This is a genomic window from Actinoalloteichus hymeniacidonis, from assembly GCF_014203365.1.
In the GTDB taxonomy this organism is placed as follows: Bacteria; Actinomycetota; Actinomycetes; order Mycobacteriales; family Pseudonocardiaceae; genus Actinoalloteichus_A; species Actinoalloteichus_A hymeniacidonis.
Genome location: NZ_JACHIS010000001.1, coordinates 5,409,839 through 5,423,384, shown reverse-complemented (window position 1 = coordinate 5,423,384; position 13,546 = coordinate 5,409,839). Strand labels below are relative to the sequence as shown.

Genomic DNA, 13,546 nt, shown 5'->3' with positions numbered 1-13,546 from the left:
GTTGTGCTTGGCATCGAGGATCGGCCGGGTTCGCCCGCTACTTCTAGTCCTGCACCCTGGAAAGAACGGTAGAACTTCTCTTACCATCAAGGCATGGCGGGCTTCAGTTCGGAAGATTCCACGAAATTAGGCGTCGACCGCGATCTCATCACGCTTGGCAAGCGCCTCCGGCACCTGCGCAGCCGCCGGGGCCTGACCCTGGCCGAGCTGGGGGAGCGGGTCGGGCGGGCGCCCTCGCAGCTCTCGTTGTTGGAGAACGGCAAGCGGGAACCGAAGCTCTCGCTGCTGCACCGGCTCGCCGACGCGCTCGGGGTGTCGATCGAGGAACTGCTCTCCGGCGAGGCGCCGACCCGCCGCGACGAGCTGGAGATCGCACTGGACGAGGCGCAACGGGATCCGCTGTACGCCTCGCTGGGCCTGGGCCACCTCAAGATCGGCAGGCGGGTGCCCAATGAGGTCCTCGAACACCTGCTGGGGCTCTACGGCGAACTGCGGAGCCGCGATGCCCGGCGCGCCGCGACCCCGGAGGAGGCCCGGCTGGCCAACGCCGCCCTGCGGACGCGGATGCGGGAACAGGACAACTATTTCCCCGAGGTCGAACAGGCCGCCGCCCGAACCCTGGCGGCCGTCGGCTACACCGGCGGCGCCTTGTCGGAGGGGACGGTGATGTCGATCGTCGCCCACTGCGGGTTCACCGTGCGCTATGTCCCCGACCTGCCGAGGACCGTGCGATCGGTCACGGATCTGCGCCATCGGCGCATCTACCTGAAGCGCGAGTCGGTCGGGATGCACAGCCCGCGCACGATTCTGTTGCACACCCTCGGACACTTCGTTCTCGGTCACTCTCAGCCGAAGGGGTTCGCGGATTTCCTCTCTCAACGGGTCGAGGCGAACTACTTCGCCGCGGCGACCCTGATCCCCGAGTCGTCGGCGGTGCCGTTTCTCGCGCAGGCCAAGGCGGATCGCGACCTCGCGGTGGAGGACCTGCGGGACGTGTTCTCGGTGTCCTACGAGATGGCCGCGCACCGATTCACCAACCTGTCGACCCGCCATCTCGACCTGGTCGGACACTTCGTGCGCAACGACGAGACCGGCATCATCCTCAAGGCCTACGAGAACGACGGCCTGATCCTGCCGACCGATGCCGCGGGCGCGATCGAGGGACAGCGGATGTGCCGCCAGTGGTCCGGCCGACGGGTCTTCGGCTCACCGGATCGGTACTCGATCCACTACCAGTACACCGACAAGCCCAACGGCACGCACTGGTGTGTCTCGCATGTCGACCCGAGCCGGGAGCGTAATTTCGCCATCACGCTGGGCGTGCCCTATGCCGATTCCCGTTGGTTCCGGGGTCGGGACACCACCAACCGGGCGGTGTCGCGATGCCCGACCGGCGAGTGCTGCCGTCGTCCACCGGCCGACCTGGCAGGTCGTTGGGAGGGCTTCGCCTGGCCCTCGGCGCGCGGGAACTCCCACGTGTTGGCCGCCATGCCGCCGGGGACGTTCCCCGGCGTGGACGAGACCGACGTCTACAGCTTCCTGGAGCGCTACGACGCCGAATGAGCCGCCGGGCGCAGCGGGTGATCGCCGCCATGACAACGCCGAGGCGAGCTGAGACGTCTAGCGGTTGAGGATCGGAACAAGAGATCGACGAAGGCGCGGGTATCCCGCCGGTAATGTCGATCAAGAGTTCTCGAACAGCGTTGGCTCGGAAGCGGGGGGATGACATGGGTTGTCGTGACTGCCGGTTCTGCACGGAGCCGGGCATCGTCCAAGGGGGTCGATCGCTGGCCATCGGGCTGTTCTACCTGGTGACCCTGGGCATCGGGTGGGTGCTTGCGCGGATGGTGCGAGCCCTGCAAAGCAGATGCCCACAGTGCGAGCATCGGATGAAGCTGCATGCGCGTCGGATGGATGGGTCGTTCAAGGACTGAGGGCGTCTGAGACACCCGTATCGACCTCGGCCCCCGACTTCGGCATCGTCGGGGGCCGATCATGCAGCCGCAGAAGCATCGCGAAGCCCGAGACTCATTCCGAGGTCGACGCACCGACCCGGGTGTCGCGCGAACCGAACAAGGTCGGCAGCAACGCGGTGCCGACGGTGATGAGCAGGCAGCTTCCGCCCACCAACAGGAACTCAATCCAGGGTAGGGCCAACGGCGCGGTCGGCAGCGATTCCAAGGCGAGCAGCCAGGTCGCTACACACGTGCCCACGGCGACCACGCCGCCGAGAAGGATGCCCGTTGCACCGAGGGACAGTGATTCCCAGGCGATCAGCCGCAGCGTCTGAGCTCGGGTGGCACCCAGTTTCTTGAGCAGCTCGAATTCGCGCTGGCGACTGCCGAAGGACATCAGCGAGGTATTGGCCACCGCGATCAGCGTGTAGGTCAGGACGAAACCGGCGAGTACCCAGCTGGCGGCCTGCCGGGCCATGCGGTCGGGTGCCATCAGCTCGTCGAACCAGTCGTCGATCGTGAGCACCCGGCCCGTTGCGTTTCCGATTCCGCCCAGATCGCCGAGTACCGAGGAGATCAGCCGATCCGATTCCGCCACAACGCGGATCGCGGGAGTTGCGCCGGCCGGGGCATGTTCCTCGACCAAGGTGGCGGGGATGAGCAGCGGCAGAGCGGCCATCTCGCCGCCCGCGAAGATCGCGGCAACCCGGACGACGACCTCGGTGCCGGCTCCACCATCCGGGACGGTCATCCGGACCTCGTCGCCAACCGACCAGCCGAGGATCGCGGCCTGTCCCGCGTCGACCACGACCGAATCCTCGGTGAACTCACGGAGGGAACCGGCGAGGACCGTAACGTCGAACAACTGCTCGATGTGGCTCGGATCGACGCCGAGGGCGTGTTGACTATCCATCTCCCAGGCATCGTCGATTCTGGCCAGCGCGACTCGCGTCTCCCAGGTGGTGCTGGCGAGAGCCACCCCGTCGATGGCCGCGGCCTCGCCCCGGATCACGGCCGCTTCGGACACTGACCCCGGCATCACCACGGCGTCCTCCCGGTGGAATCCCCGGGTTTCCGACTCTCCGGCGGCGCTCAACACGCCCAGCGTGCCCAGAAACGACACGGTGACGCCGACGGCGAGCAACACCGGCGCGGCGGTGCCTGCGGACCGGCGGGTCGCCGTACGGATGTTGCCTGCGGCCAGTGTTCCGGTGACCGTCGTCAGCCGGGCGGGTAGCGCGGTGACCAGCGCGGTCACCGGTCCCACGAAGGTGGGTGCGAGCAGCGCCAATCCGATCACCATCGGATAGCAGCAGAACATCAACAGCGCCCCGCCGAGCTGTCCGCCCTGCGAGATGCCGAATGCGGCCGTCGCCAGGCCGCCGACCGAGAAGAGCAGCCCCATCGCCCATCGAGACCGGGTCATGGCCGACGGTTCGACGGCCGCATCGCGCAGGGCTTCGATCGGCCGGATCGCGGCGGCGCGCCGGGCAGCCGACAAGGTGCCGAGTGTCGCGACGCAGCCACAGACCGTCGTCGAGACGACCGCCGCGATGAGTACCGTTCCCGCACTGAGCGTCAACGTGAACGAAGCAGGCGCCAACCCATTGGAGACCAGCACCGACACCAGCAGCGCGCCGCCCGGCAGCCCCAACAGCGTCCCGACGATCCCGGCGGCAATGGCGACGAGCAGCCCTTCGAGGAACACCAGTCGTCGAACTTGGCGGGGTGTGGCGCCGATTCCGCGCAGTAGCGCGAGCTCGCGTTCCCGGCGGCCGACCGCGAAGGCGAAGGTCGCGGCGACGACGAACACCGACAGGAACGCGGCGATGCTGGCGAGCATGAACAACAGGGAACTGATCTCGTTGATCGCCGCTGCTTCCTCTGCCGGCATCCCGCCCACGTTGGCGGAGAGGACGACGAGGTTGGCCGACGACAACATCGCCACGCCCGAGGTCAGTGCGATGAAGGCGCCGACGAAGGTCGCAAGCCGGTGGCGCACGGTTTGCCGCGCGATCTCCATCAGCATCAGATGACCCGCCGATTCGTCGCGAGCTGTGGTGCCGTGCCTGCGGAGCGCCGGTGTGCAGTCGGCTGCGATGACCCGGCCATCCACCCATCGACCTCGGCGATCCTGCCGCCCTCCGGTGGGAGTTCGGCAGCGGCCTCAAGGTGGGTCATCCGCTCGGCGATCTGTGCGGCATCCGCGCTGAGCAACCGGTCGCTTATCCGGCCGTCGGCCAGGAAGACGACCTCGTCGGCGTAGGAGGCGGCCAACGGATCATGGGTCACCATCACCACGGTCTGCCCGGCCGAGTCGACCAGATCGCGCAGGAGCGCGAGCACCAGCCTGCCCGAGCGGCGATCCAACGCCCCGGTCGGTTCGTCAGCGAAGAGCACGGCCGGGCGGGTGAACAATGCCCTGGCCACCGCGACCCGCTGCTGTTGACCACCGGAGAGCTCGGCAGGCCGATGGTCGGCCCGATCGGCAAGGCCGACCTGTCCTAGGGCATCCATGATCTCGGCACGGCGGGGCCGATGCCCGGCCAGTTTGCGGGGCAGCGCCACATTCTGCGCGGCGGTCAACGCGGGCATCAGGTTGAACTGTTGGAAGACGAAGCCGACCAGTTCCCGCCGCAACAACGTCAGCTGTTCCTCGGACAGGGTGGCGAGATCGGTGCCGGCGAGCAGCACCGAACCCTCGGTCACGGTCTCCAGTCCCGACGCGCAGTGCAGCAGGGTGGACTTGCCCGAGCCCGACGCGCCCATGATGGCGACGAACGAACCGCCGGTGATGTCCAGGCTGACCCTGTCGAGAGCGACGACCCGGCCGCTGCCCTTGCCGAAGGTGCGGGTGGCCGAGATCGTCCGCAACACGGGGTCGAATCGGTTGGGTGCGTTCATGCTTCTCATCGAAGCGACACGGCCGCGCGTGAACACTGGTAGTCGATCGACATCCGGGGGTAGACCCTGCACTACCCCGCAGGTGTTCTGCGGAACACCGCGCCGCGTGCCGAGTAGCGCTTAACGTGTCGGGAGTGCAATCCGGTCCGCAGTCGGAAACCAACCCGATGGTGTCGGCAGGGGCCGTGGCCAGCGGCGTGATGCCGCCCGCCGCCGATGACTCGGCACCGACTCCTTCGGCGTTCGCGGCACTGCGCGCCGCGCCGTTGCGGTATCTGTTCACCAGCTGGCCGTGGCGAAGCCTGGGTTACCTGCTGACCGGTGTGCTGGTCGGTCCGATCTGGCTGATTCTCGGGGTGCTTCTCGCCTTTCTCGGGGTCGTGTTCACTCCGGTGGGCGGCGGTCTCGTTCTGCTGGCGCTCTTCGTGGTGCTGGGCATCCCGGCGGCCGCCCTGGAACGCCGCAGGTTGTCCTGGATCGACGCCGAACCGCTTGCCTCGGCCCATCTGCCTGCGCCGAGGCAAGGAATCCTCGATTGGTGGCGATTACGGCTTCGCGAGCCCGCGACCTGGCGGGAGCTGGCGGCCGGACTCCCTGCGGTCACCCTGTTGTGGCTGTTCGAGCTGGTGTCGTTGTCCTTCGTATTGATCGGTGGGTGGGTGCTGATCGGCGGCGCCGCCGTGGCGTTGGGCGGGACCGAGAGCGCGATGTTGGGTGCCAGCTTCGCTGCCGAATCACCGATGCGGTGGCTCGGACCGCTGTTGCTGCCGATCTTCGCGGTGTTCGCGGCGTATCTGGTCACCGTGGTGGCCTGGATTCGCGGCCGGGTCACCCGCGTCCTTCTCGGCGGAGCCAGCGAAGACCTCGGCTCGGAACTGGTCGAATTGCGCCAATCGAGGGCGCGGCTGGTGGACGGTTTCGAGGTGGAGCGGCGCCGCATCGAGCGAGATCTCCACGATGGTGCGCAACAGCGGCTGCTCGCGCTGCACCTGAATCTGGGGATGGCCGTGATGACCCTGGAGGACAAGGCCGCCGACGAGGAGTCGATCCAGCTGGTGCGCGGCGCGCACGACGCGTCTCGCGAGGCGTTGTCGCAGCTGCGCGAGGTGGTGCGCGGAATCCATCCCAGGGTGCTGACCGATCGGGGGCTGCCCGCCGCCGTCGCCGAATTGGCCGACCGATTGCCGATCCCGGTGGACATGCGGATCGACCTACCGCTTCGGCCACCGAGCTTCGTCGAGGTCGCCACGTACTTCGTGATCGCCGAGGCGCTGACCAACGTAGTCCGGCATAGCGGCGCGTCCTCGGCGACGGTGACGGGCGGCCTGCACGATGCGACCCTGGCTGTCGAGATCTCCGATGCGGGCGCGGGCGGAGCCGATCCCGGTGCGGGCAGCGGATTGCAAGGCTTGGTCGATCGGGTCGCTGCCGTGGGCGGCAGACTGATGCTCGCCAGCCCGATCGGGGGCCCGACCACCTTGCGCCTGGAGATTCCGTGTCAGCCGAAGCTGGAGACCACCGACGGCCGCTGACGGTCGCCCTCGCCGAAGACTCGGTCCTGCTCCGCGATGGTTTAGTGCATCTCCTCGAACGGACCGGCCACGAGGTATCGGCCGCCGTGGGCACGGCGACGGAGTTGGTCGCCGCAGTGACTGCGCAACGACCCGACCTGGTGCTCACCGATGTCCGGATGCCGCCTGATCATTCCGATGAGGGGCTTCGCGCGGCGATCGCCTTACGCGCCGCCACCCCGAATCTGCCGATCCTGGTGCTCAGCCAGTACATCGAGCAGACCTATGCCGCCGAGCTGTTCGCCGACGGCGGCCCCGGCCTTGGTTACCTGCTGAAGGACCGGGTGGGCGATGTCCGCGAGTTCATCTCCGCCGTGCAACAGGTCGCGTCGGGTGGCACCGTCGTCGATCAGGAGGTCGTCCGCCAGCTGTTGTCGCGCAACCGCACCACCTCGCCGGTGACCCGGCTGTCGGCCAGAGAACACGAGGTCCTCGGTTTGATGGCCCAGGGCCACGCCAATCCCTCGATCGCCCGGATGCTCACCGTGAGCGAGGCGGCGGTGGCCAAACACATCGGCAACATCATGGCCAAACTCGACCTGCCGCCGCAGGAACGCGGCCACCGCCGGGTGTTGGCCGTGTTGGCGTATCTGCGGAGCCAGGGCATCGACGAATCAGGTGCGGCTGCGGGTTCGTCGGCGCGGTGAGCGGGCTGGCACAGAGGAACGCGCCAGCCCGATCGTTCCCGTCTGTGCCGGTCAGTCGCAGAGCGCCGCGTCCAAGACTGCGTCGGCCCTGTTCGTGGCCTCCATGGTGGTCACAAAGGAATTCGTTACCAGAGAGGCGAATCGACCGTCGTCGGTCACCGCAGTCACCGAGGTGTGCCCGGTCGACAAGGCCCCGTGCTTGAACCAGGCGGTACCGCCGCAGGAGAGTTCACGATCGTTGAGCCCGAGGCCCATGCCGTAGCCGTTCAGGTACGGCACGGTGTCCCGCATCTCGGCCAACGCCTCAGCCGAGACGACCTCACCGTCGAGTAAGGCGCGGTAGAACGTCACCGAATCCTCAAGGGTGCTTTCCATCCCGGCCGCCGTGCTCCACACCGACAGCTCGGTCGAGGTGGTGGTCTCCGTCCAGAACACCAGCGGCGGGATCCGGACGATGGCGTAACCGTTGATGAAGGGTTCCCGCAAGGCTCGATCGCCCCGAGCCGGAAGTGACGTGCCCGTCAGTCCGAGTGGTTCGATGATTCGTTCAGTCAGCGCGTCATGTGCGGATTGACCGGTGATCTCCTCGATCAGCAGACCGAGGACCAGGTAGTTGACGTTCGAGTAGTACACGCCAGATTCGGGGGCGCCCATCGGCGGTTCGTCCATCGCGGAGCGAACCAGCTCGGCCAGCGCGTAGGTGCCATCCGGTTCGGCCTGCGCGTCGCGAACATCCCGCACCATTCCGGCGGTGTGGAGGAGCAGTTGGCGGGTGGTGATGACGTTACCGTCGTAGTTGCCGGTGAACACGCCGGGCAGGTAGGTCTCGATCGGTGCGTCCAGGTCGATCAGCCCTTCGTCGACGAGCTGCATGATCACGGCCGCCGTGAAGGTCTTCGATTGACTACCGTTGCGGAAGTGGTCGGTAGGGGCGATTGGCCGCTGCTGTCCGATCTGTGCGGTTCCGGAGGTCACTGTCCACGCGGACTCGGTGTCACCCGCGTAGACGGCCGCGCCCGGCCCGCCCACTGCCCGGTAGTGATCGAGTGCCTCCTGCGTCGCCGCGTGGTCCTCCTGTGCCACGGCCGCAGTCGGCAACACGAGCGGACTGAGTACGAGCGTCAATGCGCCCGTGATCCCGATGAATCGCCGTCGAATCGTTTTCACGCTGGTGCCTCCCGGTTGGTGATTCACTGTGGTGCGGCCAACCTAAGAAGCACACGGCCTAGAACGGGAGGACATCCGGCGGCCATTGCGTGACCGGTGGTGGTGACCAGCGGAAATGGGTTAGGACTGCTCGATGTGTCCGGTCCCGGAGCGCGCAACCTGCCGTGCGGGAAAGGCGCCGGTGGCCTTCGGCGGGGGCCGTCGAGAACAGCATGCTCGATCGGTGCGAATGCCTTGTTCGGCGAGCGCCCGTTTCCAGGCCGATTGCCCGCCCCCATTCCTGGATCGACAGTGGACCGGCTGCCGTGAATCCGATGATCCATCGACCTGTCCGCTATTCGCGATAACCGGAGCAGTCGCAATAGGTCTCGTTCCACCAACCGATCCAATTGCCGCCGCCGTCGTACCGGTCGCTGCTTCCACCCACCGCGACTCGGCAGCGCGCTGGCTTCGCGCTGTGCTCGGACCGCGAATGCCCGCAATCGGCGCAGCGCCGCCACTCGACCTTGGGAACGACCGGTCGGCCACGCAACGTCAATACCAGGCTCAACGTCAAGAGGGCGATCCCGACCACGCTGACGAGGACATACAGCACCGTCCGATCGTATGGTCGACGCAGGTCGACCGACAGCGAAACAGGCCATGTGGTCGCCGCCGATCGCCTTGTGGCTCACATCGGAGTGATGCAGCCAGCCCGCCCCTCATGACGCGGCTACAGGACGTCACTCGCCTCTGGCGATGTCCACCACGTTGTCGATCTCCTGCGCCAGGTTGACGTCGAGCTGGGTGAGCCCGCCATCGGAATGGGTGCTGAGCCGGAAGACCAAGCTGGAGTAGCGGATGTCGATGTCGGGATGGTGTCCCTCGCTCTCGGCGATCTCCGCCACCCGGTTCACCACCGCGATCGCCTCGGGGAAGGACGGCAGGTCGACGCGGCGCACCAGCTCCGCCCCATCACGCTGCCACCCGTCCAGCCGGGTGAGGGCCTTGTTGATTGCGTCGTCTGTCAGCAGCTCCGCCATGGCCTCAATGGGAGTCCGTCCGGGCTCGCGGCGCAACTCGTCAGCGGGTCGCGGCGGAGGCACCTTGGCTTGTTCCGGCGCGTCGTGCTCGGCCGAGGTAGGTCCGAGAACTCATCGTCGGCGGCGACTACGCAGGTCAGCCGGCGGGCCATCGTGCGATGGCCGTGCCACTCCTGCCGGGATCGACGCGTAGCCTGGGCGGTGCCACGGGAGTCCGGTGCGCCGGGCTGAGAGGAGGGCGTGGGTCGATCAGCACGTTTCGCGAGGTCGCGAGGCGCAGGGGATCGGTTCACAGACGAAGCCCTCGACCGTCCAGAGTCGGGTTCGCGTTCGACGACCGCGCGCCCGCCTCTCCGAACCTGATCCGGATCATGCCGGCGCAGGGAGGTGCCCTCGTGATGGGCGGACGGTTGGCGTCCGCACCCGTCATGAGGAGGACTTCGTGTCAGGAAGATCCCATCGCGCAGCCACGCTGACCGCGACATCGATGCTCGTCGCCGCGCTCGCAGGCTGTTCGCTCATCGGCGGGGGTTCCGACGACTCCGATGGTGAGGCTGCCCGAAGCGTCGTCCTGGTCACCCACGACTCCTTCGCCTACGACGAGTCCGTCGTCGCCGACTTCGAGGCCGCCAGCGGCATCGACCTGGACATCCGGCAGAGCGGCGACGCAGGCGAACTGACCAACAGCCTGATCTTGAGCAAGGACAACCCGATCGGTGACGTCGCCTTCGGTGTCGACTCCACCTTCGCCTCCCGGGCCATCGACGAGGGGGTCTTCGAGGAGTACCGGAGCCCGGCTGTCGAGGAGGGCGCCGACCGCTACCGGGCGGGCGACACGGACGCGGTGAGCGCGGTCGACGTCGGAGACGTCTGCCTCAACATCGACACCGGCTGGTTCGCCGAGAACGACATCGAGCCGCCCGCCGGTTTCGACGACCTCGTAGACGAGCAGTACCGCGATCTGACGGTCGTCCCCGACCCCGCGACCTCCTCGCCCGGCCTGGCCTTCCTGCTGGCCACGATCGAACACCGAGGAGAAGAAGGTTGGGCCGACTACTGGGCTGACCTGCGCGACAACGGTGTCAAGGTCACCGGCGGGTGGACCGAGGCCTACACCCAGGACTTCTCCGGTTCCAGCGGTGCGGGCCCGCGCCCGATCGTGGTGTCCTACGCGTCTTCTCCCGCCGCCGAGATCGGCGAGGACGGCGAACCGCGCACCGAGGCGCTGTTGGAGACCTGCTATCGCCAGGTCGAGTACGCCGGGGTGCTCGCCGGAGCCGCAGACCCCGAGGGAGCCCGGGAGGTGGTCGACTTCCTGCTGTCGGCCGAGTTCCAGTCGCAGGTCGCCGAGTACATGTACGTCTACCCCGTTCGGGAGGACGTCGAGCTGCCCGAGTCCTGGGAGCAGGCCGCACCGTTGCCCGAGGACTCCGCAGCACTGCCTGCCGCCGAGGTCGACGCGGGCCGGGAGGACTGGGTGGAGCAGTGGCGCACGATCGTGCTGGGCTGATCTCCCCGAGCACCCGTAGCTCGCAACGCAGGCCCGGCAGGGCAGGCCGGATCGGCCTGTTGGTCGCGGCGGTCGTGCCGCTGGGCTTCCTACTGCTGTTCTTCGGTTGGCCCGTCGCGGCGATCGTGCTGCGTGGGCTGGGCGAGGGCGGCCTCGGCGAGACCCTGCTGGACGTCCGCACTTGGCGGATCGTCGGGTTCACCCTCGGCCAGGCGGCGCTGGCGACGCTGGTCGCCGTCGTGGCCGGGATGCCGGTGGCCTATGTGCTCTCCCGGCTGGATCTGCCCGGCCGTGGCCTGATCCGGGTGTTGGTCACGGTGCCCTTCGTGTTGCCGACCGTGGTGGTGGGCATCGCGTTCCGGGCGCTGTTCGGCGACGGCTCGGTGTTGGCGATCGTGCTGGCCAACGCCTTCTTCAACATCGCCGTGGTGGTGCGGACCGTCGGCGGGCTCTGGTCACACCTGGATCGCCGCGCCGAGGACGCCGCCAGGGCGTTGGGCGCGTCCAGGCTGCGGGCCTTCACCTCGGTGACGTTGCCCGCGTTGCGGCCTGCGCTGGGTTCGGCCGCCGCCGTGGTCTTTTTGTTCTGCTCGACGAGCTTCGGTGTCGTCCTGGTGCTCGGCGGCGCTCGATTCCGCACGCTGGAGACCGAGATCTACCTGCGGACCGTGCAACTGCTGGATCTTTCCGGGGCGGCGGCGCTGTCGCTGATCCAACTGGTGGCGGTCGTGGCGGCGTTGGCGGCGGGCGGGATGGCGCGGCGGCGACGGGAGACCGCCCTGCGGCTGAGCCCGGCGGTCAACTCGGCACGCAAACCGGTGGGCGGCGACTGGTGGGTGGTCGGTGCGGCGCTGACCGTGTTGATCGGCCTGCTGATCCCAGTCGGGACCCTGCTGATCCGATCGGTGTCCACCTCGCAGGGCTTCGGGCTCGCCGGTTATCGCGCGCTGACCGGCGAACCCGAGAACGGGACGCTGGCCGTCTCTGCCTGGGACGCGGCGTCGAACTCGCTGCGGGCCGCCACCGATGCCACCGTGCTGGCGATGATCTTCGGTGTGCTCGCCGCGATCGTGCTGGCCCGCACGCGACGTCGGGGCATCGCCCAGCTGCTCGACGGCGTGCTGATGTTGCCGCTCGGGGTGTCGGCGGTGACCGTGGGCTTCGGCTACCTGGTCACCCTGGGCGCTCTGCCGGATGAGCTGCGCGGCTCACCGGTGTTGGTGCCCTTCGTGCAGGCCTTGGTGATCACGCCACTGGTGATCCGCATCCTGCTGCCGGTCATGCGGGCCGTCGACGACCGGCTGCGCCAGGCCGCCGCCTCGCTGGGCGCGTCCCCGTGGCGGGTCTGGCGGGAGGTCGACCTGCCGGTGGCGGCTCGATCGCTGATCACCTCCGCCGCCTTCGGATTCGTGGTGGCCCTGGGCGAATTCGGCGCCACCAGCTTCCTGGTTCGGGCCGAGACGATGACGCTGCCCGTCGCGGTGGCGCGGCTCATCTCCCGGCCGGGTGAGCTCAACACCCTGACCGCCTATGCGGCCTGCACCATGTTGATGCTGGTCACCGCCGCCGCCGTGGTGCTCGTGGAGCGGATTCGCGTTTCCGGCGGCTCGGACACCATGGGAGAGTTCTGATGACCTTGGGCTTGCGCGGGCTGTCCGTGCACTACGGCTCGACGATCGCGGTGTCCGAGGTGGACCTGACGGTGGCCGACGGCGAGGTCGTGGCGCTGCTCGGCCCCTCCGGCTGCGGGAAGTCCACCCTGTTGCGGGCGGTGGCAGGCTTGGAACAGCCCGCTTCGGGCGCGGTGTGCTGGGACGAACAGGATCTGGCGGCCGTAGCCGTGCATCGACGGGGCTTCGGTCTGGTCTTCCAGGACGGCCAACTCTTCCCGCATCGCGATGTGGCGGGCAATGTCGCCTTCGGACTGCGGATGGCCGGGATCGACCGGGCGGCGCGGGTTGAACGGGTGACCGAACTACTCGAATTGGTCGGGCTGCGGGGCTATGGCAACCGGTCGGTGACCAGCCTGTCCGGCGGTGAGGCGCAACGGGTGGCCTTGGCCAGGGCCTTGGCACCGAGGCCGCGACTGCTGTTGCTCGACGAACCGTTGTCGGCGCTGGATCGAGTGTTGCGGGAACAGTTGGCCATCGATCTCGCGGAGGTACTGCGGGCCACGGGGAGCACCGCGTTGGTGGTGACCCACGACCACGATGAGGCGTTCACGCTGGCCGATCGGGTCGCGGTGATGCATCGGGGGCGGCTGGAGCAGATCGGGCGTCCCGACGAGGTGTGGCGGCGGCCCGCCTCGCCGACGGTGGCCGCGTTCCTGGGCTGCACCACCCAGTTGCCCGGCGAGGTGCAGGACGGGATCGCGAGTTGTGCGTTGGGCTCGGTGCGGCTGGCCGAGGCAGCAGTGCCGCAGGACGGTTCGGTGCTGTTGGGCTTGCGTTCGACCGCGTTGACCGCCGATCCGGTGGGGGAGCTGGCGGGGACGGTGATCCAGCGGGTGCACCGCCGCGATCATGTCCGGCTGCTCGTGGAACCGCGGGACCCGGCGATCTCGGCGGCTGTCCGAACTGCGAAAGGCGCGGACGCCATCGTCGAGGCGGTCGCCCCGGTGGCCGATGCGCCTGCACCCGGTGAGCCGGTGCGGCTTTCGCTGGCAGCCGAGGGGATCGCCATCGTGCGAACCCACTGATCCGGCTATGTCGACCGGAAACGGCTCGGGCCCGCTCGCCCCCCGAGGCGAGCGGGCCGCGACCGCAGGTCC

11 protein-coding genes are annotated in these 13,546 nt (G+C 68.2%); 6 read left to right on the top strand and 5 right to left on the bottom strand.

Annotated elements, in window-relative coordinates; translation table 11 throughout:
* Positions 1–93 precede the first annotated feature (93 nt).
* Entirely contained in the window at positions 94–1,563 is a 1,470-nt protein-coding gene (locus tag BKA25_RS22870; protein WP_069846756.1) for an XRE family transcriptional regulator, read from the top strand.
* 465 nt (positions 1,564–2,028) lie between these two features.
* Here BKA25_RS22870 and BKA25_RS22865 read toward each other — a convergent pair whose 3' ends face one another.
* Together BKA25_RS22865 and BKA25_RS22860 are read right to left on the bottom strand one after the other, a co-directional pair.
* A complete protein-coding gene (locus BKA25_RS22865) occupies positions 2,029–4,071 on the bottom strand; it encodes an FtsX-like permease family protein (RefSeq protein WP_069846757.1) in 2,043 nt (680 codons plus the stop codon).
* The gene (locus BKA25_RS22860; protein ID WP_069846759.1) at positions 3,984–4,859 is read right to left on the bottom strand and encodes an ABC transporter ATP-binding protein; all 876 of its coding nucleotides are present in this window, start codon (positions 4,857–4,859) and stop codon (positions 3,984–3,986) included. Before BKA25_RS22860 ends, BKA25_RS22865 begins: the two co-directional genes overlap by 88 nt.
* Positions 4,860–4,984: 125 nt before the next feature.
* On the opposite strand from BKA25_RS22860, the gene BKA25_RS22855 reads away from it, so the two are divergent.
* A complete protein-coding gene (locus BKA25_RS22855; protein ID WP_221312408.1) occupies positions 4,985–6,391 on the top strand; it encodes a sensor histidine kinase in 1,407 nt (468 codons plus the stop codon).
* The gene (locus BKA25_RS22850) at positions 6,355–7,077 is read left to right on the top strand and encodes a response regulator transcription factor (RefSeq protein WP_084642526.1); all 723 of its coding nucleotides are present in this window, start codon (positions 6,355–6,357) and stop codon (positions 7,075–7,077) included. The genes BKA25_RS22855 and BKA25_RS22850 overlap by 37 nt, the downstream gene beginning before the upstream one ends.
* 51 nt (positions 7,078–7,128) lie before the next feature.
* Here the strand turns inward: BKA25_RS22850 and BKA25_RS22845 are convergent, their stop codons facing one another.
* The 3 genes from BKA25_RS22845 to BKA25_RS22835 form a co-directional block, all read right to left on the bottom strand.
* Entirely contained in the window at positions 7,129–8,244 is a 1,116-nt protein-coding gene (locus tag BKA25_RS22845; protein WP_069853269.1) for a serine hydrolase domain-containing protein, read from the bottom strand.
* 334 nt (positions 8,245–8,578) lie between these two features.
* Entirely contained in the window at positions 8,579–8,839 is a 261-nt protein-coding gene (locus tag BKA25_RS22840) for a hypothetical protein (RefSeq protein WP_069846760.1), read from the bottom strand.
* A 127-nt stretch (positions 8,840–8,966) separates the two neighbouring features.
* The gene (locus tag BKA25_RS22835) at positions 8,967–9,266 is read right to left on the bottom strand and encodes a 4a-hydroxytetrahydrobiopterin dehydratase (RefSeq protein WP_069846764.1); all 300 of its coding nucleotides are present in this window, start codon (positions 9,264–9,266) and stop codon (positions 8,967–8,969) included.
* A 487-nt stretch (positions 9,267–9,753) separates the two neighbouring features.
* Here BKA25_RS22835 and BKA25_RS22830 point away from each other — a divergent pair, with 487 nt between their 5' ends.
* Genes BKA25_RS22830 through BKA25_RS22820 form a run of 3 tightly spaced genes read left to right on the top strand, consistent with a single transcriptional unit; the run spans position 9,754 to position 13,474 of the window.
* Positions 9,754–10,776 carry a thiamine ABC transporter substrate-binding protein gene (locus BKA25_RS22830; RefSeq protein ID WP_069846766.1) on the top strand — a complete coding sequence of 341 codons (1,023 nt, stop codon included), beginning with the start codon at positions 9,754–9,756 and terminating at the stop codon, positions 10,774–10,776.
* Positions 10,752–12,407, top strand: a complete 1,656-nt coding sequence (locus BKA25_RS22825; protein WP_084642527.1) for an ABC transporter permease — start codon at positions 10,752–10,754, stop codon at positions 12,405–12,407. Before BKA25_RS22830 ends, BKA25_RS22825 begins: the two co-directional genes overlap by 25 nt.
* On the top strand, positions 12,407–13,474 hold the full coding sequence (locus BKA25_RS22820) for an ABC transporter ATP-binding protein (RefSeq protein WP_069846768.1): 1,068 nt from the start codon (positions 12,407–12,409) through the stop codon (positions 13,472–13,474). Before BKA25_RS22825 ends, BKA25_RS22820 begins: the two co-directional genes overlap by 1 nt.
* Positions 13,475–13,546 lie beyond the last annotated feature (72 nt).

Bases quoted from the DNA above. Each gene is read 5' to 3' on its own strand.
- BKA25_RS22870 (WP_069846756.1), top strand. From the start codon at position 94: ATGGCGGGCTTCAGTTCGGAAGATTCCACGAAATTAGGCGTCGACCGC.
- BKA25_RS22860 (WP_069846759.1), bottom strand. From the start codon at position 4,859: ATGAACGCACCCAACCGATTCGACCCCGTGTTGCGGACGATCTCGGCC.
- BKA25_RS22835 (WP_069846764.1), bottom strand. From the start codon at position 9,266: ATGGCGGAGCTGCTGACAGACGACGCAATCAACAAGGCCCTCACCCGG.
- BKA25_RS22830 (WP_069846766.1), top strand. From the start codon at position 9,754: ATGCTCGTCGCCGCGCTCGCAGGCTGTTCGCTCATCGGCGGGGGTTCC.
- BKA25_RS22820 (WP_069846768.1), top strand. From the start codon at position 12,407: ATGACCTTGGGCTTGCGCGGGCTGTCCGTGCACTACGGCTCGACGATC.